Raw genomic sequence first — 26291 nt, 5'->3', positions numbered from 1 at the left:
CCACCCCCCTGAATAGGCGGATTGTCAACGCAGCAGCATGTAGTACCCCGCCCGAGTAGGAGCAAGGGGTTTCACCATCGCAACGCCCGGCCCGTTGCCGGCGCCCCGCTCGCCCGGGCCATGGCTGCCTGATGAGTTGCGCCTGAGTGTTCAGGCGTTGGCCAGGGGGCGCTGCCCCCTGGACCCCCGCCGGGGAGTTACGAACTCCCCGGACCCCGCGTTGAGTGCCTCCGGCGGGGGCGGGATGTCACACGTCGTCCCGGATGACTGCCCTCGGCCATCCCGCCCCCGCCGGAGGCACTCATGAGGTCGAGGAGCCTAAGCTCCTCGCGGGGTGTCCAGAGGAGCAGGGCCCCTCTGGCCACGGCCCGAACACCCAGGCGCCCCCGATCCGGGCCGGCCCTCAGCCGCGGGCGCTGGGCGCCGGGAACAGGGCGTCGTTGCCGGTGTCCTCGTCGTGCATCTCGTGCACGCGCAGGTCGCGGATGGGGAAGGCGAGGTCGATTTTGGCCTCGGCCAGGGCGTGGCGGATGGCGGCCACGGCGCGGCCGCGGGCGGCCACCACCTCGTTGCGGCGGGACTTGGTCCACCAGCGCACCCGCATCACCACGGCGCTGTCGCCGAATTCCCAGGCCATGGCGTCGGGGGCGGGGTCGGCGACCACGCCCTCCACCTCCCGTACGGCCGACAGCACCACCTCCCGCGCGGCGGCCAGGTCGGCATCGTGGCGGATGCCCACCACCACGGCGGTGCGGCGCACCGGGAAATGCGTCCGCACGATGATGGAGCGCGTGTAGAGGTTGCTGTTGGGGATCAGCACGCGCTGCCCGTCATAGGTCTTGAGCAGCGTGGCGCGGGCTTCCACCCGCTCCACCGTGCCCTCATGCGCGCCCGACACGATCTGGTCGCCGGCGCGGAAGGGACGAGAATACAGGATCAGCAGGCCTGACAGCCAGTTCTGCAGGATGTCGCGAAAGGCCAGCCCCACCGCGACGGAGCCCACGCCCAGCGTCGCCAGCAGGTCGGAGGGCTTCACCGAGGGAAACACCACCGTGCAGAACACCAGCGCGCCGACGAAGATCAGCCCCCAGCGCAGAAAGGCGCCCAGCAGGTCGCCCAGCTCCGCCCGGCCGCGGCGGCCGAAGGCGAAACGCACGGTGCGGGAGGCCGCGTAGCCGCCCAGGATGAAGCCCAGCAGCACGAGGAGGCCGATGCCGATGTTGGGCAGAAGCCAGAAGAAGCCCTCGGCCATGCTTTGCAGCTTGTGGTCGGTCAGCTGCTCCGGATGCTCCATACCCGATGGCTCCCGTCAGCGCCGGCGCCAGATCCAGTAGCGCGGGGTGCGGCCTTCCCGGTGCGCCTTGCCCTCGTAGCGGGTGGGGAACCAGTCGGCGGGGCGTTCCGTGGTGTCCAGGGCAGGGTCGAACAGCGCCTGCGCCGCCATCACCTCCTCCACCCAGGCCTGGTAGACCGGGTGGTCGCTGGCGATGCGCCATTCGCCGCCGGAGGGCAGGGCACGGGCCACCAGCGGCAGGGTGGCGGGATGCACGAAGCGGCGCTTGCTATGCCGCGCCTTCGGCCAGGGATCGGGAAACATCAGGTAAAGGCGCGACAGCGCGCCGGCGGGCAGGGCGGCCAGCAGGTGCCGGGCGTCGCGGGTCCAGAAGCGCAGGTTGGGCAGGCCGGGGCCGGTGGCTTCCTCGCCTTCCGGCACCAGCCGGGACAGCAGGGAACAGATGCCGTTCTCGAACACTTCCGAGGCGATGAGCCCCACCCCGGGATGGGCGCGGGCCAGCGCATCGGCATGTTCGCCGCCGCCGAAGCCGATCTCCAGCCAGACCTGTTCCGGGCGGATGGTAAACGCGGCAGCGGGATCGCCGAGCTGTTCGGGCCGCAGCGACAGCCGCGGCAGCGCGGCATCCAGCAGCGCCTGCTGCCGCGCGCGCAGCGGGTGCCCGCGGCGGCGGCCATAGAGCCGGTCGGGGACGCCCTCGACCGGCGCGGGCGGACGGTCCGGGGCGGTGCCCGGCCGTTCCGCGGTCACGCTTCCTTCCCCGGCCGGAAGGCCCGGACGGGGCGCGGCGGTGCCGCCGCCGGGCGCCCGCTCCGGGCCGCGCCGCGCGACGGCACCGGCGGCCTCAGCGCCCGAAGGCCCGGCGCAGCTCGGCGGCCAGGTCCGTGCGTTCCCAGGTGAAGGTGCCCTTCTCCTCGTCCGGCGTGCGGCCGAAATGGCCGTAGGCCGAGGTCGGCACGTAGATCGCCCGGTTGAGATGCAGGTGCTCGCGGATGCCGCGGGGGGAGAGGTTCACCATCTCGTCCACCACCTTGGCCAGCTTCACCTCGTCCACGTCGCGGCCGGTGCCGTGCAGGTCGAAATACACCGACAGCGGCTTGCTCACGCCGATGGCGTAAGAGACCTGGATGGTGCAGCGCTCGGCCAGCCCGGCCGCCACCACGTTCTTGGCGACGTAGCGCGCGGCATAGGCCGCGGAACGGTCCACCTTGGTGGGGTCCTTGCCCGAGAAGGCGCCGCCGCCGTGCGGGGCCGCGCCGCCATAGGTGTCCACGATGATCTTGCGGCCCGTCAGGCCGCAGTCGCCGTCCGGGCCGCCGATGATGAAGGTGCCGGTCGGGTTGACGTAGATCTCGTCGTCCCCGGGCATCCAGCCCTCGGGCAGGGTGGAGGCGATCAGCGGCCGCAGCATGGCCTTGATCTGCTCCTGGTTCAGCCCTTCCTCGTGCTGGGTGGACACCACCACGGAGGTCGCGCCCACCGGCTTGCCGTCCACGTAGCGCAGGGTAACCTGGGACTTGGCATCGGGCAGCAGCCCGGCCACGGACTGGTCGTTGTTGCGCCGCAGCTCGCTGATCCGGCGCAGGATCAGGTGGGCGTAGTACAGCGGGGCGGGCATCAGCTCGGGCGTTTCGGTGCAGGCGAAGCCGAACATGATGCCCTGGTCGCCGGCGCCCTCATCCTTGTTGCCGGCCGCGTCCACGCCCTGGGCGATATGGGCGGACTGGGCGTGCAGGTGGCACTCGATGTGTGCGCGCTTCCAGGAGAAGCCGTCCTGGTCGTAGCCGATGTCGTGCACGGCCAGCCGCGCGAGGTGCATCAGCAGCTCGGGCGTCACGTTGCCGGGGCCGCGGGTTTCGCCCGCCAGCACGATGCGGTTGGTGGTGACCAGCGTTTCGCAGGCGACGCGCGAATACGGGTCCTCCCGCAGGTAGGCGTCCAGAACGGTGTCGCTGATGCGGTCCGCGACCTTGTCGGGATGGCCTTCGGAAACGGACTCCGAGGTGAACAGGTACTCACCCTTGTCGCGCATGGCTCGCTTCGTCCTCTTGTCGCGGTGGATTGGGAAACGCCACCCCGGGGACCCGGCGGGCGCGGATGTTTCGCAGCGCGCCGCGGGGGGGTCAACCGGGGGTCACGCCGCGGTCAACCGGCGCCCGGCGCCACCGTGACCCGCTGGCTCATCAGCCCTGCCAGCACCACCACCGCCGCCCCGGCCAGGGTCCAGGCCCCCGGCAGCACGCCCCAGACCGCGAAATCCGCCAGCAGCCCCCAGGCCAGGGCGGAGAATTCCAGCGGTGCGAGGCGGGAGGCCGGGGCGGCCCGGAAGGCGCCGGCCAAGCACAGCGTCGCGGCGCCGGACAGCACGCCGTTGCCGGCCAGGGCCAGAAAATCCACCAGCCCGGGCGCCACCCAGTGGTTGGCCGCGAAGGGCAGCACCGCCAGCAGCCCCGGCGCCGAGGACCACAGCACCAGCCGTGCGAAGCCCGTCTCGTGCTTCAGCCCGCGATTGATGGTCATCACCAGGGCGTAGGAGGCGGTGCCCAGCAGCGCCCAGAGATAGGCGGACAGCGCCCCGCCGGCGGAAAGCCCGGGAAACAGCGCCAGCAGCACGCCGCCGAAGCCCACCACGCACCAGCCCCAGGCGGCGGCCGGCACTCGTTCCCCCAGGAACAGCACCGATAGGGTCAGCGTCATGAAGGGGGCGGTGAAGTACACCAGGTAGGCTTCCGCCAATGGCAGCGAGCGCAGCGCCAGGAAGAAGCCGAAGGAGGAGCCGAGCATCCCCCCGGCGCGCAGCAGGTGCAGCCCGGGATGCCGCGTCGCCAGCGTGGTCTGCGCCGGCGTCCAGCCGAGGCGCAGCACGACTAGCAGCGCCAGCAGCGTGACGTGGCGGATGGCGATGACCTCGGCCGGCGGATAGGTGCCGGACAGCAGCTTGCTGTTGGTGTCCAGCACGGCAAACAGGCCCAGCGCGGCCAGCAGCAACAGCGGTCCGCGCAAAACCCGTTCTTTCCCCAACCCGGCGCCGCCTTGTGTCCCGCCGGCACGGGCGGCGTCAACGCGGCGGCCCGCCTCCCGACGAAGTGGAGCAACGCTTCCCCGCCACCCCCGCCGCCGCCATAAGGGCGGGCGATGACCCCCGCCCTGGCTTCCCGGCTGATGCCCCTCGCGCGACTGATGGACCCGGAGCGGGCGCATGGCTGGTCGCTGCGCGCCCTGGCGGCCGGGCTGGCCGGGCGGGACCGCGGGGCCGAGGACCCGATCCTCGCCACGGAAGCCCTGGGGCTGCGCTTCCGCAACCCGATCGGGCTGGCGGCGGGCTTCGACAAGAACGGCGCGGCGATCCTGCCGCTGATGCGGCTGGGCTTCGGCCTGGTGGAAGCCGGCACCGCCACCCCCCGCCCGCAGGAGGGCAACCCGCGCCCGCGGCTGTTCCGGCTGAGCGAGGACCGCGCGGTGATCAACCGCATGGGCATGAACAACCGCGGGCTGGACGCCTTCGCCGCCCGGCTCGCCGCCCTGCCGCGGCCGCTGCCGGCGGTGCTGGGCGCCAATGTCGGCATCAACAAGGAAGGCGCGGTGCCGGAGCGCGACTATCCCGCCCTCTACGCCGCGGTGGCGGAGACGGCTGACTACGTCACCTTCAACGTGTCCTCCCCCAACACGCCCGGGCTGCGCGACCTGCAGGGCGAGGCGCAGCTGGCCGCCATCCTGGCCGCCACCGCCGCCACCGCCGCCACCCGCGCCACCCTGAAGCGGCAGCCGCCGCTGCTGGTGAAGATCGCCCCCGACCTGGCCGAGGACGCGCTGCCCGCCCTGATCGAGACCTGCGTGGCCGCCGGGGTGGCCGGGCTGATCGTGTCCAACACCACCATCTCCCGCCCGGACACGCTGCGCTCGCGCCACGCGCCGGAAACCGGCGGGCTGTCGGGGCCACCCTTGTTTGCCCTGTCCACCGCCGTGCTGGCGCGGACCTTTCGGCTGGCGCAGGGGCGGCTGGTGCTGATCGGCGCCGGCGGCGTCGGCAGCCCGGAACAGGCCTATGCCAAGATCCGCGCCGGGGCCGCGCTGGTGCAGCTCTATGCCGCCCTGGCCTATGAGGGGCCGGCGCTGGTGCCCCGGCTCAAGCGCGGCCTGGCGGAACTGCTGCGGCGCGACGGCTTCCGCTCGGTGGCGGAAGCGGTGGGCGTGGATGCGCGCGAGGGAGTTGCGGCATGAAGGTCCTGGACAGCGTTGCCCCCCTGGCGGAGCGCTACGACGGCTTCGTGATCGACCTTTGGGGCGTGGTGCATGACGGCCGCCAGGCCCTGCCCGGCGCCTCGGAAGCCCTGGCCGCGCTGCGCGACGCCGGCAAGCCGGTGGTGTTCCTCAGCAACGTGCCGCGCCGCGCCTGGGTGGCGGAAGCGCAGCTCGCGCGCTTCGGCATCGCGCGGGACCTGTACACGGCGGTGGTGACCTCGGGCGAGGTGACCTGGGAGCTGCTGCGCGACCGCACCCACCCCTGGTTCGCCGCCCTGGGCCGACGCGCCTGGCAGCTCGGCCCGGAAAGCGACCGCTCCGTGGTGGAGGAGCTGGACCTCTCCCTGGTGGCCACCCCGGAAGAGGCGGAGTTCATCCTGAACACCGGCCCGGACCCGGAACTCGGCCCCGGCGCCCTGCTGCCCTACGAGCCCTTGCTGCAGCGCTGCGCCGCCCGCGGCCTGCCCATGGTCTGCGTCAACCCCGACCGCGAGGTGGTGGTGGGCGGCCAAGTCCTGCTCTGCGCCGGCGCCTTCGCCGACCGCTACCGCGCCCTGGGCGGCGGGCCGGTCTTCGAGGTCGGTAAGCCCGACCCCACCGTCTACGGCCCGGTGCTGCGCCGCCTCGGCCTGCCGCGCGAGCGCGTGCTGGCGCTGGGCGACGGGCCGCGCACCGACCTCGCCGGGGCTGCGGCGGCGGGGCTGGAAGCGGTCTGGGTGCTGGGCGGGCTGTCGGCGGGGCTGGACCCCGAAACCCTGGACGAGGTGGCGGCGGCCGAGGGCGTCGCCCCCATCGCCGCCCTGCGCGCCCTGCGCTGGTAGGCGGCGCCTCCGGGCGTCCCCCGCTGCCCCGGGCTGTCCCTCCTTGCTCCCCGGCGGTGCCCGCCGTCTCAGCCGCCTCCAGGCCCCGCGCACCGGCAGGCACCACCCTCGGCCGCATCACGCCGGGGAAAGCGCGCCCAACCTTCCGGGCCCCACGCCGGGATAGGTGCCATAACGAAATCGTGATCTCCTGGCCGGTGCCGTCTTGCATCCTGCCCGGCGCGATGCCTCATGCGAAACGCAGCCCGTCGATCGCCGGCGGGAACAGGGAGCAGGAAGTCGAGCGTTGGACGCCATCGATCCCGAAACGGCGCGGCAATTCAGCCAGGACTTCCCCCGCGAGGTGGTGCAGAGCCTCGTGGAAAGCTTCACCGAGGACCAGTCGCGGCTGCTGCGCACCATGGCCGCGGCGGCCGCCAGCGGCGATGCCGCGGCCTGGCGGGACGCAGCGCACGGGCTGGCCGGCGCGGCCGGCGGCGTGGGCGCCCAGCAGCTGGAAGCCCTGGCGCGCGGCGCGATGCGGCCGGGGGCCGAGCCGGACGCCGACCTGCTGGCCGAGCTGCAGAACGGCGCCCGAAACGCCGTGGCGGCGCTGGGCCGGATGCTGGGCTGAAGCGCCCGCCTCAGCCCGCCCGCGCCGCCAGGATCGCTTCCGTCAGCGCCAGGTCGGCGGCGGAGTCCACGTCCACCGCCGCTTCCGCTTCCGGCATCTCCACCACCTCCAGCCGCGCCCCGGTGCGGCGGCCCAGCGCGTCCAGCGCGCCGCGCAGCGTCAGCAGCCCCAGCGCGTGCCGCAGCACGAGCAGCGGCGACACTAGCCACAGCATCCGCAGCGGCCGCTTGCGCTCCGCTTCCAGCCGTTGCCAGAAACGCACGGCCCCCGCGGCGCGCGGGCTGCGGAACAGGAACAGGTTGCAGCCGCTCCAGGCGCCGTCGCGGAAGCGCAGGAAGGTACGGCGCGAGTTCGGGAAGGCGGCCCGCAGCAGCGCCGCCGGGGCCAGCGCCGCCGCGGCATCCGCCTCGGGCGGCACCGCCCGCAACACATGCGCCACCATGGCGGGCGTCAGCAGCGCGTGGTCGGCCGTGGTCACCAGCAGCGGCGTGCCCAGCGCCTCCAGCGCCGCCGCGACGCTTCCGCTGGGGGAGAGGGTGGCCGGCAGGAAGCCCAGCCGCCCCGCCGCCAGCAGCGCCGCCACCCCCGGCAGCGCCCGGGCGGCCTCCTCCGGCGCGCCGGACAGGTGGATGCGCCCGACGCCCGGGCTGGCGGCCAGGGCGGCCACCACGCGGTCCAGCATCGCCACCCCCGCCACGGGGGCGAGCGCCTTGTGCGACACGCCGGCCAGGGCGGCCACCGGGTCCGCGGCACCGCCGCGGCTGCCGGCCAGCACCAGGGCCGCGATGCCGCTCACCGCGCCGCCCCGCCCATGCCGTCACGCCCGCGGGGTGGCCGCCGCCCCCCGCTCACGGCACCAGCGCCTTCTCGTAGATGCGGTAGGTCTTGTAGGCCTGCGCGCCCAGCGCCTCGATCATGCGGCGCATCGGCGCGTTGTCTTCCAGGATCCAGGACAGTTCCACGGCGTGCAGTCCCCGCAGCGCCGCCTCGCGGCGCAGCGCCTCGATCAGCAGGAAGGGCAGCATCGCCCCCAGCACGCCCGAGGCATGGGCGCGGCGCACCCCCATCAGCGGCACCCGGGCGGTGCGCGGCAGGCGCCACCGCAGCCGCCACAGCAGCCTGGCCCAGCCGAAGGGCAGCAGCCGGCCGCCGAGGTCGCGGATCGCCTCGTTCAGGTTGGGCAGGCAGACGATGAAGGCCGCTGCCTCGCCGTGGACCTCGGCGATCCAGACCAGCCGCTCGTGGATCAGCGGGCGCATCTGCGTCGCCATGTGGTCCAGCTCCGCCGCCGTCAGCGGCGTGAAGCCCCAGTTGCCCGACCACGCGTCGTTGAAGATCGCCACGATGCGGCCGATCTCGCCGCGGTATTCGGCCAGGCGCAGCGGCCGCAGCACCACCCCCGCCGGCACCCCGCGGGCCAGGGCGGCGCGCGCCCCGCGCGGCAGTTCCTCGCGCGGGTCGAAGCGATAGGCCAGCACGTCCCGCGCCTTCGCGTAGCCCAGCGCTTCCAGCCGAGGGCCGAGATGCGGCGCGTCGTGCGGCATCATCAGCATCGGCGGCGTGTCGAAGCCGTCCACCAGCAGGCCGGTTTCCTCGTTGATGCTCAGGCTGAAGGGGCCCAGCACCCGCCGCAGCCCGCGCGCCCGCAGCCAGTTCTCGGCCGTGTCCAGCAGGGCGCGCAGCACTGCCGGGTCGTCCTCCGCCGCCAGCAGGCCGAAATGCCCGGGCCGCGTGCCGTCCGCGTCCGGCGGCGCCAGCCGGTCCTCCTGGGCGCTGATGCGGCCGACGTCGCGGCCGTCCCGCCGGGCGATCCAGTAGGCAGCCTCGGCGTGTTCGAAATACGGGTTCTTTTCCCGCGACAGCGCGTCGCGTCGCTCCATCCGCAAGGGCGGCACCCAGGCCGGGTCGGCGGCCTGCAGGCGGGAGGGCAGCCGGATGAAGCGGTCCAGGGCGAGGCGGCCCCGGACGGGGACCACCTCGATCCCCGCGCTCACTCCGCCGGGCCGGGCGCTGCCTGCCGGTCCCGCGCCGGCGGCGGGCGGTCGCGCGGCGGGCCGCCGCTCAGCTCCGCCACCCAGGGAAAGCGCTCCGCCTCCGCCCGGTCGTAGCCGAGGTTGAACACGTGCGGCGAGCGCGGCCGGTCCCGCACCCCGGCGTAGAAGGTGCCGAGCGCGCGATCCACGGCGAATTCCGTGATGCCGTAATTCCCGCCCTCATGGTGGAAGTGGTGCGCGAGGTGCAGTTCCTTGGCCCGGCGCAGCCAGGCGGCGCGCGGTTTGTAGTTCAGGTGCTGCATGGAATGCACCAGCTCGTAGGCGCAGGTCGTCAGGAACCCCGCGCACAGCGCCGCCCCCGCCCCGGCCCAGCCGCCCACCAGCCAGCCCACCGGACACAGCAGCAGCACGATGGTGGGGATCACGTTCAGCGGCGAGCCGAACAGCACGTCCAGCCGGTGCGGGTCCTGGTGGTGGTCGAAATGCACCCGCTTCCACAGCGCCGCCGTCCAGCGCGAGCGGTACAGCCAGCGCCCGTGCAGCACGAAGCGGTGCAGTCCGTACCACACCACCGGATAGGCGGCCTCCGCCAGCACCACGGCCAGCAGCAGCCGCCACAGCGGCGTGCCGTCCGCCAGCGTCCGCTGCACGGCCCAGGCGCCGGACAACACCGCCAGCACGGCATAGGCGTGGATGGCGGGATGCGTGCCCCAGGCCACCAGCAGCTCCCGCAGGGTCATGCGCCCGAGGTCGAAGCTGCGGCCGTGATGTCGCCAACGCTGATACATGCCCGGGATTTAGCCCCTCCGCGCCCGCCCTTCCAGTTCCAGCCTGCAAGCCTGCCCCCCGAAGATCAGCCATCACCGCTTTGGGCTGGGGGCCTCCGGTTTGCCTCGGGTGGTGTCGGTTGGTCCTTTGGTGTTCGACCGTGGCCAGGGGCGCTGCCCCTGGACCCCGCCGGGGAGTTTAAACTCCCCGGACCCCACGTTGAGTGCCTCCGGCGGGGGCGGGTTGGACAGCGCTGTCCATCATGGCTGCCGTCGGCCATCCCGCCCCCGCCGGAGGCACTCATGAGGTCGAGGAGCCTAAGCTCCTCGCGGGGGCTCCAAGGGGGCAGCGCCCCCTTGGCCGCGGCCGAACACCCAGGCGCAACGGACACCACTCGGAGGAAACCGGAGGGCGCCCGGCCCGAAGTGGCGACGGCTGTTCTGTGGGGTCAGCCTTCCAGGTGCAGCAGCAGGACCAGGCCGGCGCAGCCGAAGGCCACCGGGGCGGTCCAGGCGGCCAGGGCGGGCATCAGCACGCCGGCCTCACCCAGTGCGGCCAGGCCGCCGCCCAGGGCGACGTAGCCCAGGCCGAGCAGCAGGCTCAGCGCCGCCCAGCGTCCCGCGCCGCCGCGGCGCGGCAGGGCCAGGGTGGCGGGAAAGGCCAGCAGCAGCATGATCGCCGCGGAGGGCAGCGCCGCGAGGCGTTCCTGCAGCCGGGTGCGGTAGAAGCCCTCGCCGCGGTTGCCGACCCAGCGGCCGTCCAGCACGCGCAGGATCTGTTCCAGCGGCACCGACTCGATCGGCAGCGCCAGTTCCGCGAGGTTGCGCGGCCGCGGCCCTTCCGGCCAGGGCATGGCGGCCACCTGCCGGGGCAGGCTGCCGTCCAGCGAGGCGACGCGGACGTCGCGCAGTTCCCAGCCCTGCGGCCTGAAGGCGGCGCCGGCGGCGTCCAGCCGCGCCACCGCCTCGCCCTCCGCGTCGCGGCGCACCAGCAGCACGCCGGACAGGCGGGTGCCGCGCTCCTCCACCCGGCGCACCGCCAGGATGTCGTCGCCCAGCCGCAGCCACAGGCGGTCATTGTCGGAGGGCGGGTCGGCCTTGGGCAGCGCCGCCCACCAGTCGGCGAAGGCGCGCTGGGTGCGCGGCACGACCTGGTCGGTCAGGACAAATTGCAGCCCCGCCACCAGCACGCAGGCCGGCAGCAGCGCCCGCACCATTCCCGGGCCGCCGACGCCCAGGGCGCGCAGCGTCGCGGCCTCCGACCCGGCGGCGAGGCGGGCGAAGGTCAGCAGCGCCGCCAGCAGCGCGGCCAGCGGCACCAGCCGCTCGGCGGCCGAGGGCAGGCGCAGCGCGGCGTAGTGCAGCACCCCCAGCGCGCCGCCGCCGCGGGTCAGCACGGCCGTGGCGTTGTCCAGCAGGTCCAGCATCTGCAGCAGCACGGACAACGCGAGCAGCGCCGCCAGCCAGCGGCCCAGGAACAGCCGTGACAGGTGGCGGGACAGGACGCTCACGGGGCCCCCGTGCCGCCGGGCGGGTGGCGGGGCCCGAGGGGGAAGGGAAGGTCGGGGGAGTGAACTCCCCCGAGGCCCCCTCCTTTTTTCGGGAGTAGGAGAGCTCCGGTGGCCAGGGGCGCGCTCCCAGACTCCCGAAAATAGAAGGGGGTCCGGGGGGATACCTCCCCCCGGCTTCCTGCCTTCCCCGAGCGGGCCCCGAACTTCATCGGCATCACGGCGCCGCCAGGGAGCGTCGCCGCCGGGCCGCGCGGCGCCACGGCGTCAGCGCCCGGCCCAGGCTGCGCGCCCCGCGGTCCAGGATTTCCAGTGCCGCGTCGAAGGGACCCTCGGAGGGGTGCTGGTTGGCGCGGCGGAACACCAGCAGGCAGAAGATCGCGAAGATGCCCCAGGCGCCCCAGATCGCCGGGCGCGGGTCCACCCGGCCGACATCGCCCAGCGCCTCGCCCAGCTGCAGCGCGTGCTGGTAGGCCACCAGGATCACCGCGGCCAGCGCCGCCCCGTGCCAGCGGCGCGACCGCTGCGCCGCCAGCCCCATCGGCACCGCCAGCAGCGCCAGCAGCGGCAGCGACGCCGCCCGCGCCAGCCGGGCGTGCAGTTCCGAGCGGATGCGCGTGGCGGGCGGCGGCGCGTTGCCGGTGGCGGCGCGACCGGCCCAGAGCTCGTCCAGCAGCATCTCGCGCTCGTCGTCGCCGCGCGGGCGGAAGGGCGGCAGGGCCAGGGCGGCGTCGCGAAGCGCCGAAGCCTCGGTGAAGCGGGTGAGGCGCCCGCGGCCGTCGGGCAGGGTTTCCAGCCGTTCGCCATCCTCCAGCAGCAGGGCGATGCGCCCGCCCTCGGGCGTGGGCTCCAGCTGACCGCGGCGGGCGGTGGTGACCGTTTCCGTGCCGTCGGGGTGGCGCTGGTGCACGAAGACCCGCTGCAGCACGCGGCCGCCGGGGGCGGCGGCATCGGCGGTGACGGTGACGCCGCTGCCCACGGGGGTAAAGACCCCGGCCGGCACGGTGACGTTCCAGGGCGCGTGAATGAAGGCGTCGTACAGCGCCCGGTACGCGTAGCGGCCGTAGGGCTGGGCGTAGCCGTACAGGCCCACCCCGCCGAGCCCCAGCACCAGCCCCAGCAGCACGAAGGGCCGCGCCAGCCGCGCCAGCGACAGGCCGGTGCCCCAGATGGCGTCCAGCTCGTGCGCCTCGCCCAGCCGGCTGACGGCGACGTAGATGCTGGCGAAGAAGGCCGCCGGCACCGCCAGGCCGAGGTAGTGCGGGCCGAGGTTCACCACCATCCCCACCACCAGGTCCAGCGGTCCGCCGGTGCGGGCGGCGATGTCCAGCAGCCGCAGCAGCCGTTCCAGCAGCAGCGCCAGCAGCAGCACCGGCAGCGCCGCCAGCAGGGGCGCGCGCAGCTGCGCCAGCATGTAGCGGTCCAGCCGCGCCGGCCGGCCGCCCCGGCGCCGTGGGGGCGCCCGGCGCACCGGCAAGGGGCTGGGCGGCGCGGGGGAGTTCCCGGCCGCTTCCGGCGAGGGGATGGGCAGGTCCGCCAAAGGATCAGGTACCGTCGCGGCGGGCCGCAAGGTTGCGCCCACGGCCGGGCCACTCCGCCGGACGGCTGGGCCGCCGAGTCGGACGGCAGAGCCACCCCGTCGGACGGCCGAGCCGCCGGGCCGGACGGCAGAGCCGCCGGGGGGTCACGCCGGGGAAGCGCCCTGCCAGCGGTCGCGCAGCGCCGCCACCAGCGCGGCGAGGACCTCCGGCGGCGGCTCCACGAAGGTGCCCAGCGCCGGCGCCGCGGGCCAGCCGGCATCGGGGAAGTGCAGCCCGCCGAAGTCGCGCCCGCCCTCGTAGCGGGGGATCACGTGGAAATGGACGTCGGGGTCCACCATCATCAGCATCAGGTAGTTGATGCGGCTGTAGCCGGTGAAGCCGGCCAGGACCCGCTCGGCGGCCGCGACCACGCCGCCCAGCTCGGCGAAGGCGGCGGGGCTGGCGGCGCCGAAGGCGGTCACCGGTTCGCGGCACACCAGCACCAGGGAACCGAGGGTGGGCTGCTGCGGCCGGCACAGCACCGCCCAGCGCGGCGTTTCCGCCACCAGCGTGCCGGGGTAGCCGAATTTCTGCAGCGTGGCCTGGACCATGCGCGATCTCCGCCCCTTTCCCGGGGCGGCGTCAAGCCGCCGGCCGCGCGGGGCCGTGCCGCGCCGCCGGCGGGCCCGGCGCCAGGTGCAGCCGCCAGCGCCCGGCGGCGCGGAAGCCGCCCCGCGCCGGGTCCCAGGCGCGCCGCTCCGTGTCGAGCCACCAGCCGCCCGCCGGGTCGGGCGCGACCACGTGCCGGTGCCAGCTGCCGCCATGCGCGCCCAAGGCGGCCGCCGGCACGCCCAGCACGGGGATCCGGCCGCCCCCCGGCCCCGGCAGCACCGCGAAGCGGCGGACGTGGTGGTGGCCGTGCAGCACCAGCTCCGCCCCCGCGCGCGCCAGGGCGTCGCGCAGCGGCCCCGCGTCCCACAGCGCCTTGCGCCAGCCGCCCGGCCCGGCCACGGGGGAATGGTGCACCAGCACCACCCGGAACAGCCCGCGCCGGCCGAGTTCCCCCAGCATCCGCTCCGCCGCCGCCACCTGCGCCGCGCCCAGCCGCCCGCCGGCCAGCAGCGGCAGGGTGGGCACGGCGGAGCTGAGCCCGAGCACCGCCACCCCATCCCGCACCCGCAGGCTGGGAAAGCCCGGCCCGGCATCGCCCGCCAGCCAGGGTGCCCAAAGGTCCAGGCCCTCGGCCGCGGGGACGGGCACCAGCGCGTCGTGGTTGCCGGGCACCAGCACCACCCGCGCGGGCGGCCCCAGTTCCGCCAGCCAGTCGCGGGCCGCCGCGAACTCCCCCGGCAGGGCGAGGTTCACCAGGTCCCCCGTCACCGCCACCAGGTCGGGCCGCGCCGCGGCGATGTCGGCCAGCAGCGCGGCCAGCCCGGCCGAGGAATGCGCGCGCCCCCGCTTGCGCCGCCAGGACAGAAAGGCCAGGGACCGCTTGCTCGCGAGTTGCCGCCAGGACGGCGCGAGCCCGGGGGACAGAGGCAGGTGCGGGTCGGACAGATGCGCGAGGGTGAAGGGCTGGTGCATGCCGGCGCCGTGCTGCGGGGCGGCAGGATAGCGCGGCGGCTCCCGCCCCGCCCAGGGCAGGGCGCGGGCAACCCCGGGCGGGCCGGCCGGCATGGCTGACGCCCCGCCGCCGGCGGCCCGCATCCTGGGCGAGGCCCCGGTGCCGATCTGGAGCATGAGCTCCGCCGAGCGCCTGCGCCGCTCCCTCAGCCGCGCCGGGGTGGAGGATGTCGCGCCCTGGCCCGGCACCGCCGCCCCCGACCGCGGCCTGCTGCTGCTGCGCGCCGACCAGGTCTACGACCCCGGCCTGATCGCCGCCCTGGTCCGGCAGCCCGGCACGCTGCTGCTTTCGCCCGAGGGCGGCCTGCCCGTGGCGGCCCACCTCGCCGCCGATGGGGCTGCCGCTGGCGCCGCGGACGGAACCGGCGACGCCGCCACGGCCGGAACCGGTATCGGCACCGCGAACCGGACCGGTGCCGGCACCGCCGACCGGGCCGCCGGCGTCGCCGCCGCGCTGCTGGCCGGGGCGCCCCGCACCGACCCCGCCTTTGCCGCCATGCGCGCCGGCGGCCCGGCCGAGCTGGGCGACGCCCACAACAAGGCGCTGCGCAAGCGCGAGGTCCCCTACCTGCTGCCGCTGCGCGCCGACACCGTGCGGGCGGCGGAATGGCGCACCTTCACCGGCTCCTACAAGGGCGTCACGGACATCGTCACCAAGCATGTCTGGCCGGTGCCCGCCTTTCACGTCACCCGGCTGTGCGCCGCGCTGGGCATCGGGCCCAACCCCGTGACCTGGGTCAGCCTGGGGCTGGTGTTCCTGGCCATGTGGCTGTTCGCCCAGGGGCATTTCCTGCCCGGCTTGCTGGCCGCCTGGGGCATGACCTTTCTGGACACGGTGGACGGCAAGCTGGCCCGTACCACCCTGCGCTCCACCAAGTTCGGCAACGTGCTGGACCACGGCACCGACCTGATCCACCCGCCCTTCTGGTACTACGCCTGGGTGGTCGGGCTGGCCCATGTCGGGATGCCCGTGCCGCAGCCCTGGTGGGTGCTGGCGGTCGTGCTGGGCGGCTACGTGCTGCAGCGGCTGGAGGAAGGGCTGTTCATTTCCCGCTTCGGCATCGAGATGCATGTCTGGCGCCGCTTCGACAGCGCCTTCCGCTCCGTCACCGCGCGCCGCAACCCCAACCTGCTGCTGCTCAGCGCCTTCGCCCTGGCCGGCCGCCCGGACTGGGGCATGCTGGCGGTGGCCGCCTGGACGCTGCTCTCGCTGGTCGTGCACACCGCCCAGATCGCCCAGGCGTTTCGCGCCACCGCCCGCGGGCAGCCGCCCACTTCCTGGCTGGCCGGGTGACGCCGCCCCCGATCGGGCTGATCCGCAACCCCCGCAGCCACGGCGCGCAGGGCCGGACCGGGGAAGCCCTGCGCGCCCTGGCAGCCGGCCATCCCGGCGTGATCCTGGCCGAGCCCGCCACCCGCGACGCCCTGCGCGACGCCCTGGCGGGCTTCGCCGCGGCGGGGCTGCCGATCCTGGCGGTGAGCGGCGGCGACGGCACGCTGCGCGAGGTGCTGACCGCCCTGCCCACGGCCTGGACCGGCCCCGCCCCGGCGGTCGCCCTGCTGCCGGCCGGCAAGACCGACCTCGCGGCCGGCGACGTCGGCGGCGCCGGCCGCGGCGCGAGGGGGCTGGGCCGCCTGCTGGACGCGCTGGAGCGCGGCGCGCCGCTGCGCCGGGAAACCCGCCCGGTGCTGGAGGTGGACTGGCCCGGCGAGCCGCAGCGCCGGCTGCGCGGTTTCCTGTGCGGCGCCGCCGCCTTCGCCCACGGCCACCGCGTCGCCAACCAGCGCCTGCACCCCGGCGGCGCCTTCGGCAACGTCGCCGTCGGCCTGGCCGTGGCCGCGGTGCTCGGGCGCGCCCTGCTCGGCGGCGGCGGGGCCCTGGCGGCGGGCGAGGCGATGCGGCTGCGGGCGGACGGTGCCCCCGCGCCGGAGGAACGGCACTTCCTGGTGCTGGCCACCACGCTGGAACGGCTGCCCCTGGGCCTGTGGCCGTTTCGCGAGGCCGGGCAGGGCCCGCTGCACTGGCTGGACGTGGCGGCGCCGCCCCGGCAGCTCCTCCGCGCGCTGTGGGAAGCCCGCCGCGGCCGGCCCGGCCCGCCGCGCCCCGGCCATGCCGGCGGCCGCGCCGCGCGGATCGAGCTCGCCGCCGAGCAGCCCTTCGTGCTGGACGGCGAAGCCTATGCGCCCGGCCCGGGGGGCGTGGTGCTGTCCGCCCCCACCACCCAGGTCTTCGTGTCGCCGCCGTGAGTTCGGGCGGGAACGGGCCGGGATGGCCGGCGCAGGAACCGGCGGAACGCTGGGCCGCGAGCCCGGTGGAGGCCATCCTGGCCGCCGAGCTGGACCAGCCCGTGATGCCCGAGGCCCGGGCGATGGCCGCGGCCATCCTGGCCCAACACGGCGCGGCGGTGGCGGCAATCCTGTTCTACGGCTCCTGCCTGCGCACCGGCGACCCGTCCGGGCTGCTGGACTTCTACGTGCTGGTGGACCGCCCGCGCGACTGGCACGGCGGCCCCGGGCTGCGCGCCGCCCTGACCGCCCTGCTGCCGCCCGACGTGGAGCACTGGACGGTGGCGCAGGGCGACCGGACCCTGCGCGCCAAGGTGGCGATCATCCCGCGCGCCCGCTTCCGGCGCGCCCTACGCCCGGCCTCGCTGGACACCACGATCTGGGCTCGCTTCTGCCAGCCCGTCGCCCTGCTGCACGCCCGCGACGACGCCGCCCGCGCCGAGGCCCGGGCCGGCGTGGCCGCCGCGGTCCGCACCGCCGTCAACTGGGCCGTCCGGCTGGGCCCGGAGGAGGGCACGCCCGCCGACTACTGGCGGGCGCTGTTCCGCGCCACCTACGGCGCCGAGCTGCGGGCCGAGCGCGGCGACCGCGCCGCCCTGGTGCACGCCGCCGCCGCCGATCGCTACGACGCCCTGCTGCGCGCCGCGCTGCCCGACGCCGCGCCGGCCCCGGACGGCCGCCTGCGCCCGCGGCTGGGCCCGGCGCAGCGCGCCGCCGCCCGGCGCGGCTGGGCGCTGCGCCGGGCCCTGGGCAAGCCGCTCAACGTCGCGCGCCTGGTGAAGGCCGCCTTCACCTTTGCCGGCGGCGCCGACTACCTCGCCTGGAAGGTGGAGCGCCATTCCGGCGTGGCGCTGCACCTGACCCCCTGGCAGCGCCGCCACCCCATCCTGGCCGCCCCGGCCCTGCTGTGGCGGCTGCGACGGGCGGGGGCGGTGCGGTGATGGAGGTGGGCTGGGAAGCGGTGCGCTGGGCTCGGAGGCGGCACACCGGGTGGCCCCGCAGGGGGCGCCGCCCCCTGCACCCCCGCCGGGGACCTCGTAGGTCCCCGGACCCCGCCGTGAGTTGGCGCTGGTGAACAGGTGGGTCCCCCCCGCGGGCGAAGCCGCCGCGGGGGGGACCCACCTGTCCACCAGCGCCATACTTTTACGAATGGGAGGTCCAGGAACATCAGGTTCCTGGCGGGGGAGCGCGAGGGGGCAGAGCGCCCTCGTGGGCCACCCAGCGCCACGCCCCGGCGCTACTCCGCCGCCAGCAGCGTATCCGTCAGCCCCAGCATGCTGCCGACCTCGGCCACGGCGTCCACCGCGCGGGCGATCTGCTCGGGCGTATGGGCGGCGGACACGGACAGGCGCAGCAAGGCCTCGCCGCGCGGCGTGGCGGGCGGCAGGGCGAGGTTGACGTAGACGCCGCGCGCCAGCAGCGCGTTCCAGGCGGCCACGGCCCGCTCGGGCGAGGACAGGCGCACCGCCACGATCGGGCTGGCCGCCGGGCCCAGCAGGAAGCCCGCCGCCACCAGCCCGTCATAGAGCTGCCGGGCGTTGCGGGTCAGGGACGTCCGCAACTCCGGCCGCGCTTCCAGCTCCGCCAGCGCCTGCGTCACCGAGGCGGTGACGGAGGGCGGCAGGGAGGCGGTGAACATGTAGGGGCGGCAGGCCACCCGCAGCGACTCGAAGCCGTCCATGTCGGACACGCAGAAGCCGCCGATCGCGCCCAGGGACTTGGAAAAGGTCCCGACCACGAAGTCCACGTCGGCTTCCACGCCCGCGGCTTCCGCCAGGCCGCGGCCGCGGGCGCCCAGCACGCCCAGCGAATGCGCCTCGTCCACCAGCAGCGTGGCGCCGGCCTCGCGCTTGACGGCGGCGATCTCGCGTAGCGGCGCAGTGTCGCCCAGCATGGAATAGATGCCCTCGACCACGATCAGCTTGTGGCCGGGCACGTCGCGCAGCAGGCGCAGGCGGCGGGCCAGGTCCTCGGGGTCGTTGTGGCGGAAGCGCGTCACCCGCGCCTCGCTCAGCTTGGCGCCGTCGTAGATGCTGGCGTGGCTGTCGGCGTCCAGCACCAGGTGGTCGTCGCGCCCGGCCAGGGTGGACAGGATGCCCAGGTTGGCCTGGTAGCCGGTGGTGAACACCATGCCGGCACGGCGGCCGAAGAAGTTCGCGATGCGCGCTTCCAGCGCCGCGTGGCTGCCATAGGTGCCATTCGCGATGCGCGACCCGGTGGTGCCCGTGCCGGCCTGTTCCGTGGCGCTGACCGCGGCTTCCAGGCAGGCCGGGTCGAAGGTCAGGCCCAGGTAGTTGTTGGTGCCCAGCAGCAGCACCGGCCGCCCGTTGAGGATGCCCTCGGTGGGGGAGGCGATGCGCTCGAAGCGCACGGCGAAGGGGTCCTGCCCGGCGGCGCGCACGCCCGCATAGGCGGCCCGCAGGGGCGCGAACTTGTCGAGGATGTTCATGGTCAGGCGGCGGTGCTGGCCGGGGTCCGGGCGCGGATCTCCTGCACCGTCCGGGCGAGGTCGCGCACGGTGCGCACATCGGCCAGCTGGTCCACGGGGATAACGATTTCGAAACGCTCCTCGAGCACCATGATGAAATCCATCACCGCCAGGGAGTCGAGGCCGAGATCCGCCATGATCTGCGAGTCCGGGGTGATCTCCCGGCTTTCGCGCAACAGGGGTCTCAGTTCCTGCTCGATCAGGAGCAGGACTTCATCGTCATCCGTCATGTCGAACCACTATCCCCCGGCGTGGGCGTCCCGGCCCCGCCTCGCAACTGCAACAAGTCTGAGACAGCACTGTAGGATCGCGAAGTCGCGACGCAAGTGTCTTCCACCGGCGCCCGCCGCTCCTCAGCCCGGTGCGGCCCCGCGGCTACACCGCATCCGGCGGTCCCAGGCCGCCATCTCGGCCAGCCCTTCCGGCAACCCGATATGGGGTTGCCACACCGCCGGCGGCAACAGCGCGGCCGGATCGGGCGCCCAGTCCCGGTGCAGCATCTCCCCCACCTTGCCGGGGCCGAAGAAGCCGGCTCGCCGGGTCGCCGCGGCCCAGCCGGCGGCCGCCGCGCCGGCCAGGCGGAAGGCGCCGTCGGGCAGCGGCAGGAAGCGCGGCGGGGCCGGACGGCCGATCGCCGCGGCGCACTGGCCCAGCAGTTCGCGCCAGCCGTAGCCGTCGGTGCGGGCGTCGCACAGCTCGAAGCGCGCCCCGGCCGGCGCTTCCGCCCGGCACAGCTGGGCGATCGCCGCGGCGGCATCGGCGGCGTGGATCATGGCCAGCCGCGGTTCCCGCCCGCGCGGCGTCGGCACGGCGGGCAGGGCGGCCAGGCGCAGCAGCGACAGGCTCGCGTCGTCCCAGGCGCCGTAGATGGCGCAGGGGCGCACCACCACCCAGGGCGCGCCGCCGGCCGCCGCCACCGCCGCATCCTCCCCGGCCCGCTTGCTGGCGGCATAGGGCGACACCCCGGGGGCGCGCGCGGCCTGCGAGGACACCACCACCAGCCGCGCCCCCGGCGTCGTCCGGGCCACCGCCCCCGCCAAGGCGGCGCTGCCGCCGACGTTGACCGCCACGAAATCCTCCGCCCGCAGCGCCTTGATCAGCCCCGCCGCGTGCACCACCGCCGCGGCACCCCGCACCAGCCGGTCCAGCGCCGCCGAGTCGCCGAGGTCGCCCAGCTCCAGCTCCAGCGGCAGGTCGTCCAGCAGGGGATGGGCGGGATCGCGCCGGGTCAGCAGCCGGACCCGCCAGCCCGCCTCCGCCAGCGCCCGCACCACGTAGCGGCCGAGAAACCCCGTGCCGCCCGTGATGGCCGCGAGCGGGGCGCTCACGCCGCGGGCTCCCGGCCCGGGCGGTCGGGTCTGGGGTGTTCGGCCGCGGCCAAGGGGGCTCTGCCCCCTTGGGACCCCCGCCAGGAGCTTAGGCTCCTGGACCTCATGAGTGCCTCCGGCGGGGGCGGGATGGCCGAGGGTGCCCGCCATGACTGCCGTGGATCATCCCGCCCCCGCCGGAGGCACTCAACGTGGGGCCCGGGGAGTTTAAACTCCCCGGCGGGGGTCCAGGGGGCGGCGCCCCCTGGCCAACGCCGGAGCCCCGAAGACCCCGAACAGCCCCGGGTGCGGGCCAGCGCGCGCCGCGGCCGGCCGCCGTCATTCCACCGCGGCCGGCAGGGGTGCGGCGGGGGCGAAGGCGCCGTCCAGGAACAGGGCGCGCGCCCGGCTGCGGCTCAGCTTGCCCGAGGAGGTGTGCGGCAGGCTGCCGGGCGGCACCAGGATCACCTGGGCTTCCAGCCCGTGCGCCCCGCGCAGCGCCAGCAGCGCGTCCTGCCGCAGCTGTTCCCGCGCCTGCGGGTCGGAGGTGCGGGCTTCCACCAGCACCACCAGCGCCTCGCCGGCCTCGCCGCCTTCCAGGGAAAACGCCGCCACGCCGCCGCGGCCGCCGGCCATGGCGTGCTCCACCGTCCATTCCAGGTCCTGCGGCCACACGTTGCGGCCGTTGACGATGATCAGGTCCTTGGCCCGCCCGGTGATCACCAGCGCCCCGTCCAGCCGGTAGCCGAGGTCGCCCGTGTCCAGCCAGCCGTCGGCGCCCAGCACCGCGGCGGTTTCGCCCGGCTGGTTGTCGTAGCCCTGCATCAGGGAGGGGCCGCTGGCGAAGATGCGCCCCACCTGCCGGTCGGGCAGGGCCCGGCCGAGCTCGTCGCGGGCTTCCAGCGCGTGGCCGGGCAGGGCGGGGCCGCAGAGCACGAGGTCGCGCGTCCGCTCGCCCCCGGGCGGCGTCGCTGCCCCGGGCGGCGTCACGGTCTCGGACGACATCCCTGTCCCGGACGGCACTGCGGTCCCGGACGGCACTGCCGCCTCGGGCGGCACCGCCACGCCGTCCCGCTCCAGCCGGTCCAGGTCCACGCGGTCCACCTCGGCGCCGCGGTCCAGGGGGGCGAAGGACAGGGCCAGCGTGGCCTCCGCCATGCCGTAGCTCGGCACGAAGGCTTCGCGGCGGAAGCCGGCGGCGGCGAAGGCGTCGGAAAAGGCGGCCAAGTGGTGCGGCCGGATCATGTCGCCGCCGATCCCCGCCCCGCGCCAGCAGGACAGGTCCAGCCCTTCCGGCAGGGCGCCGCGCAGCCGGCGCACGCACAGCTCGTAGCCGAAGGAGGGGCTGAAGGAGAGCGTGCCGCGGTTGCGCGAGATCAGCCGCAGCCATTCCAGCGGCCGGCGGGCGAATTCCGCCGTGGGCAGCCAGTCCAGCGAGCGCTGGCTGGCCAGGGGGGCCAGGAAGAAGCCCACCAGGCCCATGTCGTGGTACAGCGGCAGCCAGCTGACAGTGCGGTCGGCGGCGCCGATGCGCAGGCCGTACCGGGTGATGCCGCCCAGGTTGCTCATCAGCGCCCGCTGCGTCACCGCCACACCCATCGGGAAGCGCGTGCTGCCCGACGAGAACTGCAGGTAGCCGACCTCCTCCGGCCCGGACGGCACGAGGTCCGCCGCCGCATCCGGCCGCGCGTCCAGCTCCGCCGCGGTGGCCAGCAGGCGCAGCGCCGGCATCTCGCGCAGCCCTTCCAGCCAGCCGGCCAGCGCCGGCGGGGCGATCAGCGCCGAGATCCGCGCCGCCGCGGCCAGGCGGCCGACATGCTCGGCATAGGCGTCGCGCCCCCCGAAGGCGAGCGGCAGCGGCAGCGGCGCCGGCAGCAGCCCGGCCAGCTGGCAGGCCAGGAAGCAGCGGGCGAAGTCCCCGTCCGCCGAGGCCACCACCCCGACCCGGTCGCCCCGCCGCAGCCCGGCCCCCAGCAGCCGCCGCGCCATGGCCGCGGCGCGTTCCCGCAGGTCGCACCAGGGCAGGGCTTCCAGGAGGTCGCCCCGGCCGGAATACAGGTTCAGCCCGCTCGCCCCGCGCGCGGCGTAGTCCAGCGCCTCCGGCAAGGTCGCGAAGTCGGCCGGGCGCAGGGGCAGGCCGCTCTCGGTGGGGGTCGGCGTCGGCATGGTGGGGTGCGGCATTCCGCCGGGGAGGCAGGACGCGGGCAGGAGCGCCGCGCCCCGCACCGCCGGATGGGGTGGGGAAATGGGGCCGCCGGCCGGGGCACGCCGAAAGGCGCGCCGGGGTCGGTCGGCGCTTCCCGGTAGCGGCACGGCCGGGCGAGCGTCAACTGGCCGGGGGTTGTGGGCCGGTGGCTGGACGCGGCGGCACGCCCCTCGCACAAGACGCCGGATGTTTCCCGGCCCCGGATCAGACCCTACCGCGCCCCCCCTCGTCGCACCGCCCGCCATGGCCCCCGGCGCCTCCGCCGGCACCTCACCCGGTGCCCCCGCAGGCGCCTCCGCTGGCGCATCCGCCGGCGTTTCCTCCGCTGCCTCCCCCGGCGCGAAGCCCCGGCGCTGGCTGGAGGCCTGGCGCGGCGACCGGGCGCTGCGGGCGATCCTGCGCAATGCCGGGCTGCTGGTGTCCGGCAAGGGAGCGGGGGCGCTGCTGCACCTCCTCGGGCTGGCCGTGGCCGCCCGCGCCCTGGGGCCGGACGCCTTCGGCGTGCTGGTGCTGATCAACACCTATGCCCTGACCGCCAGCGGCCTGGCCCGCTTCCAGTCCTGGCAGGCCATCATCCAGTTCGGCACTCCCGCCCTGCACCGCATCGAGCACGCGGGCGGCCACCCGCAGGAACTGGCGGACGTGCTGCTCTTCGCCCTGGTGCTAGACCTCGGCACGGGGGTGCTGGGCATGCTGGGGGCGATGGCGCTGCTGCCCTTTCTGGGCGAACGCCTGGGCATCCCCGAGGCGCTGGTGCCGCTCTGCATCGCCTACGCCACGCTGGTGCCGACCATGACGATCGCCACCCCCAGCGGCGTCCTGCGCCTGCTGGACCGCTTCGACCTGATGGCTTGGCAGAGCCTGACGCTGCCGGGGCTGCGGCTGGCGGGGGTGCTGCTGTGCTGGGGGGTGGGGCTGCCCTTCTGGGCCTATGTGCTCTGCTGGTGGGCCTCGGACCTGGCGGGTGACCTCGTGCTCGGCTGGGTCGCCTGGCGCGAGCTGGGCCGGCGCGGCCTGCGGCGGGGCGTGCGGGTGAACTGGCGCGCGGCGCTGCGGCCGGGGCAGGGGATCTGGCCCTTCGTGTGGTTCGCCAATCTCGGCTCCTCCCTGGGCGTGGCCTGGGGGCCCTTGTCCAACCTAGTGGTGGGGGCGCTGCTGGGGCCGGCGGCAGCCGGCTTCTACCGGGTGGCGCAAACCGTGGTGGACGCTCTGGGCAAGCCGGCCGAGCTGCTGGCCCGCGTTTTCTACCCCGAAGCCGCGCGGCTGCGCGAAGCGGCGCGCACGGCCGAGTTCTGGCGCCTGTCCACCCGCTCCGCCGCCCTGGCGGCACTGGGCGCGGGCGCGGTGATGTTGATCGTGATGGCGGCGGCGGGGCCCTTCATGCGCCTCGCCTTCGGGGCGAACTACGCCGAGGCGGCGCCGCTGCTGGCGATCATGGCCGCGTCCCTGCTGGCCACCGTGCCGGCCTTTCCGCTGGAGCCGCTGCTGCTGACGCTGGGCCGCGCCGGCACGGCGCTGCTGGTTCGGGCCGTGGTGACACTGCTCTACCTCGGGGTGCTCTGGTTCCTGGCCGCGACCTGGGGCCTGCCGGGGGCCGCCCTGGCCTATGTGCTCGGCAGCGCCGCCATGGCCGCCACCATGCTGGCGGCGGTGGCCGCCATGCGGCGCGGCGCGAGGTCCTGAGCCGCGCTCCGGGCTTCGGGAACCGGGGTTCCGGACAGCAACTGCGGCTGCCCCATGGCGCCGGCATAGGAGCCGCGCATCCGTTGTTTCTGAGCATCGGCGCCGCCGCTGCCGCGGGCCGTCCGTATCGTTGCGCCACGTCGCCGTTGCCCGCCCGCACCGCACCCTTCCCGGATGCCCGCAAAGCCTTCCCTCGATAGCGCGAATGTCAGGTCCGCCCGCGGCGACGCTCGCGGAACCGCCGCGTTGGATCGGCAGACGACACGGTCACGCCGGGACCGGGACGCAGGGATCGCGCACCGCACCGTTTCCCTGCGCCACCAGCACGCCAGCCAACGACGGAAGCAAGCATGACGCCGCTGAACGAGATGATGGTCGACCAGCTGAAGGATGCCTTCAGCGCCGAGAAGCAAGGCATCCAGGCGATGAAGCGGATGCTGCGCAAGGCCACCGACCCCAAGCTGCGCGAAGGCCTGGAAGCGCATATCGCCCAGACCGAGGAACAGCGTGATCGCGTCGAGCAGGCGTTGGAGAAGCTGGGCGCCCGCCCGGGCCGCAAGGTCTGCGAAGCGATGCGCGGCCTGGTCGAGGAAGCGCAGCACGAGGTCGAGGAATACGAGAAGGGCCCCGTGCTGGACCTGGTGATCATCGCCAGCCAGCAGCGCATGGAGCACTACGAGATTTCCGCCTACGGCACGATGGTGGAGCTGTCCAAGGCGCTCGGCCAGGATGGGGTGGCGGAACTGCTGGCGCAGACTCTGGCGGAAGAAAAGTCGCAGGACGAAGCGCTCACGGACGTCACGCGCAGCGCCATCCTGCCCGCGGCCCTGGAAGCCGAGGCGGAATAACCGGGCCCGGCGCGCAGGCCCGCAGGCGGCGCGCCCGACCCGGCCTTCACACCACCACAAGGAAAGACGGAACCATGCAGGAAAGCTATCAGGAGCTCTACGTCACCGGCCTCGTGAACGCGCGCGCGCTGGAAACCCAGGCCATCCAGCTGCTGTCCCGCCAGGTCGAGCGCATCGACAGCTACCCCGAGATGGCAGAGGCCCTGCGCCGCCACATCGCCGAGAGCGAGCAACAGCGCGACCGCCTCGACAGCATCCTGTCCTCGCTGGGCACCTCCGCTTCCGGCGTGAAGGACGTGGTCACCGGGCTGATGGGCAACCTCGCCGCGCTGGCGCATGCGCCCATGCAGGACGAGATCCTGAAGAACTCCATGGCGAACTACGCCTTCGAGCACTTCGAGATCGCCTCCTACCGCTCGCTGCTGGTGATGGCGGAACTCGCCGGCGACAACCAGGGCCCCACCGCCCTGCGCCAGTCCCTGGCCGAGGAAGAGCGCATGGCCCAGTGGTGCAGCGACAACCTCGAAGCCACCGTGCGCAAGTACTCCACCCTCACCGCCCAGGGCGCCAAGGCCGGCATCTGACACCGCCCACCCCCGGCGGCGCCTCAGCGCCGTCCGGGTTCCGGGCGGGGGCTCCGGTTCGCGTGGGTCCGGTTGGTTCTGGGTGACCCTGGCCGTGGCCAGGAGGCTCTGCCTCCTGGACCTCCGCCGGGGAGTTACGAACTCCCCGGCCCCCACGTTGAGTGCCTCCGGCGGGGGCGGGATGATCCACGTCGGGCATGGCGGGCACCGTCGGCCAACCCGCCCCCGCCGGAGGCACTCATGAGGTCGAGGAGCCCCGGGCTCCTCGCGGGGTGTCCAGAGGGGCAGAGCCCCTCTGGCCCAGGCCAGAACACCCTAGAGGCTGTTGTGGACTGAGGGGAGGTCCAGATTTGCGGGATGACCCGCAAGGCTTATCCGTCCGACGTATCCGATGAGGAATGGGGTCTGGTCGCACCCTACCTCGTGCTGCTGCCCGAGGCGGCGGGGCAGCGGCGGCACGCTCTGCGCGAGGTGTTCAACGGGCTGCGCTACGTGGTCAAGACAGGC

25 protein-coding genes are annotated in these 26291 nt (G+C 74.9%); 10 read left to right on the top strand and 15 right to left on the bottom strand.

Going from position 1 to position 26291, the window contains the following annotated elements; genetic code table 11:
- Nucleotides 1–403 precede the first annotated feature (403 nt).
- From ACLIBK_RS11750 to ACLIBK_RS11735, 4 genes are all read right to left on the bottom strand, one after another.
- A complete protein-coding gene (locus tag ACLIBK_RS11750; protein ID WP_415387445.1) occupies nt 404–1294 on the bottom strand; it encodes a mechanosensitive ion channel family protein in 891 nt (296 codons plus the stop codon).
- Nucleotides 1295–1309: 15 nt separating this feature from the next.
- Nucleotides 1310–2044: a tRNA (guanine(46)-N(7))-methyltransferase TrmB gene (gene trmB / locus ACLIBK_RS11745; protein WP_415387444.1), complete on the bottom strand. Its 735-nt coding sequence runs from the start codon at nt 2042–2044 to the stop codon at nt 1310–1312.
- A 94-nt stretch (nt 2045–2138) separates the two neighbouring features.
- On the bottom strand, nt 2139–3326 hold the full coding sequence (metK, locus tag ACLIBK_RS11740; RefSeq protein WP_415387443.1) for a methionine adenosyltransferase: 1188 nt from the start codon (nt 3324–3326) through the stop codon (nt 2139–2141).
- A gap of 113 nt (nt 3327–3439) precedes the next feature.
- Nucleotides 3440–4297 carry a DMT family transporter gene (locus tag ACLIBK_RS11735; protein WP_415387442.1) on the bottom strand — a complete coding sequence of 286 codons (858 nt, stop codon included), beginning with the start codon at nt 4295–4297 and terminating at the stop codon, nt 3440–3442.
- Between the two features lie 132 nt (nt 4298–4429).
- Between ACLIBK_RS11735 and ACLIBK_RS11730 the strand changes: the two genes are divergently transcribed.
- The 3 genes from ACLIBK_RS11730 to ACLIBK_RS11720 all read left to right on the top strand — a co-directional run bounded on the left by ACLIBK_RS11730 (nt 4430) and on the right by ACLIBK_RS11720 (nt 6970).
- On the top strand, nt 4430–5515 hold the full coding sequence (locus tag ACLIBK_RS11730) for a quinone-dependent dihydroorotate dehydrogenase (protein WP_415387441.1): 1086 nt from the start codon (nt 4430–4432) through the stop codon (nt 5513–5515).
- On the top strand, nt 5512–6357 hold the full coding sequence (locus ACLIBK_RS11725; RefSeq protein WP_415387440.1) for a TIGR01459 family HAD-type hydrolase: 846 nt from the start codon (nt 5512–5514) through the stop codon (nt 6355–6357). The genes ACLIBK_RS11730 and ACLIBK_RS11725 overlap by 4 nt, the downstream gene beginning before the upstream one ends.
- Before the next feature lie 286 nt (nt 6358–6643).
- Complete coding sequence (locus ACLIBK_RS11720; protein ID WP_415387439.1) at nt 6644–6970, top strand: Hpt domain-containing protein; 327 nt, start codon at nt 6644–6646, stop codon at nt 6968–6970.
- 10 nt (nt 6971–6980) lie between these two features.
- Here the strand turns inward: ACLIBK_RS11720 and ACLIBK_RS11715 are convergent, their stop codons facing one another.
- The 7 genes from ACLIBK_RS11715 to ACLIBK_RS11685 all read right to left on the bottom strand — a co-directional run bounded on the left by ACLIBK_RS11715 (nt 6981) and on the right by ACLIBK_RS11685 (nt 14436).
- Entirely contained in the window at nt 6981–7766 is a 786-nt protein-coding gene (locus ACLIBK_RS11715) for an NTP transferase domain-containing protein (protein ID WP_415387438.1), read from the bottom strand.
- Between the two features lie 52 nt (nt 7767–7818).
- Nucleotides 7819–8946: a dATP pyrophosphohydrolase gene (locus tag ACLIBK_RS11710; protein ID WP_415387437.1), complete on the bottom strand. Its 1128-nt coding sequence runs from the start codon at nt 8944–8946 to the stop codon at nt 7819–7821.
- Between the two features lie 14 nt (nt 8947–8960).
- Nucleotides 8961–9752: a sterol desaturase family protein gene (locus ACLIBK_RS11705; protein WP_415387436.1), complete on the bottom strand. Its 792-nt coding sequence runs from the start codon at nt 9750–9752 to the stop codon at nt 8961–8963.
- A 428-nt stretch (nt 9753–10180) separates the two neighbouring features.
- Nucleotides 10181–11242, bottom strand: a complete 1062-nt coding sequence (locus ACLIBK_RS11700; protein WP_415387435.1) for an LptF/LptG family permease — start codon at nt 11240–11242, stop codon at nt 10181–10183.
- Between the two features lie 214 nt (nt 11243–11456).
- Nucleotides 11457–12779: an LptF/LptG family permease gene (locus tag ACLIBK_RS11695; RefSeq protein WP_415387434.1), complete on the bottom strand. Its 1323-nt coding sequence runs from the start codon at nt 12777–12779 to the stop codon at nt 11457–11459.
- A gap of 144 nt (nt 12780–12923) precedes the next feature.
- Nucleotides 12924–13370 carry an HIT family protein gene (locus tag ACLIBK_RS11690; protein WP_415387433.1) on the bottom strand — a complete coding sequence of 149 codons (447 nt, stop codon included), beginning with the start codon at nt 13368–13370 and terminating at the stop codon, nt 12924–12926.
- Between the two features lie 31 nt (nt 13371–13401).
- A complete protein-coding gene (locus ACLIBK_RS11685) occupies nt 13402–14436 on the bottom strand; it encodes a metallophosphoesterase family protein (RefSeq protein WP_415387432.1) in 1035 nt (344 codons plus the stop codon).
- On the opposite strand from ACLIBK_RS11685, the gene ACLIBK_RS11680 reads away from it, so the two are divergent.
- Genes ACLIBK_RS11680 through ACLIBK_RS11670 form a run of 3 tightly spaced genes read left to right on the top strand, consistent with a single transcriptional unit; the run spans nt 14435 to nt 17609 of the window.
- The gene (locus tag ACLIBK_RS11680; RefSeq protein WP_415387431.1) at nt 14435–15676 is read left to right on the top strand and encodes a CDP-alcohol phosphatidyltransferase family protein; all 1242 of its coding nucleotides are present in this window, start codon (nt 14435–14437) and stop codon (nt 15674–15676) included. The genes ACLIBK_RS11685 and ACLIBK_RS11680 overlap by 2 nt on opposite strands.
- Complete coding sequence (locus ACLIBK_RS11675; protein ID WP_415387430.1) at nt 15673–16629, top strand: diacylglycerol kinase family protein; 957 nt, start codon at nt 15673–15675, stop codon at nt 16627–16629. Before ACLIBK_RS11680 ends, ACLIBK_RS11675 begins: the two co-directional genes overlap by 4 nt.
- Nucleotides 16626–17609 (top strand): hypothetical protein, encoded by a 984-nt coding sequence (locus tag ACLIBK_RS11670; RefSeq protein WP_415387429.1) that lies wholly within the window; start codon nt 16626–16628, stop codon nt 17607–17609. Before ACLIBK_RS11675 ends, ACLIBK_RS11670 begins: the two co-directional genes overlap by 4 nt.
- 296 nt (nt 17610–17905) lie before the next feature.
- On the opposite strand, the gene spt is transcribed toward ACLIBK_RS11670, so the two are convergent.
- The 4 genes from spt to ACLIBK_RS11650 form a co-directional block, all read right to left on the bottom strand.
- The gene (gene spt, locus ACLIBK_RS11665; RefSeq protein WP_415387428.1) at nt 17906–19117 is read right to left on the bottom strand and encodes a serine palmitoyltransferase; all 1212 of its coding nucleotides are present in this window, start codon (nt 19115–19117) and stop codon (nt 17906–17908) included.
- 2 nt (nt 19118–19119) lie between these two features.
- Complete coding sequence (locus ACLIBK_RS11660; protein ID WP_415387427.1) at nt 19120–19386, bottom strand: acyl carrier protein; 267 nt, start codon at nt 19384–19386, stop codon at nt 19120–19122.
- Between the two features lie 123 nt (nt 19387–19509).
- Nucleotides 19510–20484 (bottom strand): NAD-dependent epimerase/dehydratase family protein, encoded by a 975-nt coding sequence (locus ACLIBK_RS11655; RefSeq protein WP_415387426.1) that lies wholly within the window; start codon nt 20482–20484, stop codon nt 19510–19512.
- Between the two features lie 318 nt (nt 20485–20802).
- Nucleotides 20803–22629 carry an AMP-binding protein gene (locus ACLIBK_RS11650; RefSeq protein ID WP_415387425.1) on the bottom strand — a complete coding sequence of 609 codons (1827 nt, stop codon included), beginning with the start codon at nt 22627–22629 and terminating at the stop codon, nt 20803–20805.
- A gap of 283 nt (nt 22630–22912) precedes the next feature.
- Between ACLIBK_RS11650 and ACLIBK_RS11645 the strand changes: the two genes are divergently transcribed.
- The 4 genes from ACLIBK_RS11645 to ACLIBK_RS11630 form a co-directional block, all read left to right on the top strand.
- Nucleotides 22913–24352 (top strand): lipopolysaccharide biosynthesis protein, encoded by a 1440-nt coding sequence (locus ACLIBK_RS11645; protein ID WP_415387424.1) that lies wholly within the window; start codon nt 22913–22915, stop codon nt 24350–24352.
- 350 nt (nt 24353–24702) lie between these two features.
- Nucleotides 24703–25200 (top strand): ferritin-like domain-containing protein, encoded by a 498-nt coding sequence (locus ACLIBK_RS11640; RefSeq protein WP_415387423.1) that lies wholly within the window; start codon nt 24703–24705, stop codon nt 25198–25200.
- 74 nt (nt 25201–25274) lie between these two features.
- Entirely contained in the window at nt 25275–25784 is a 510-nt protein-coding gene (locus ACLIBK_RS11635) for a ferritin-like domain-containing protein (protein WP_415387422.1), read from the top strand.
- Between the two features lie 357 nt (nt 25785–26141).
- The coding region (locus ACLIBK_RS11630) for a transposase (protein ID WP_415387560.1) at nt 26142–26291 on the top strand (150 nt) is incomplete at its 3' end.

Origin of the sequence: Roseomonas sp. BN140053 (assembly GCF_047690175.1) — a bacterium.
Lineage (GTDB): Bacteria > Pseudomonadota > Alphaproteobacteria > Acetobacterales > Acetobacteraceae > Roseomonas.
Note: the sequence above shows the minus strand (reverse complement) of the source record. Positions and strands in the feature narration are given on the sequence as shown.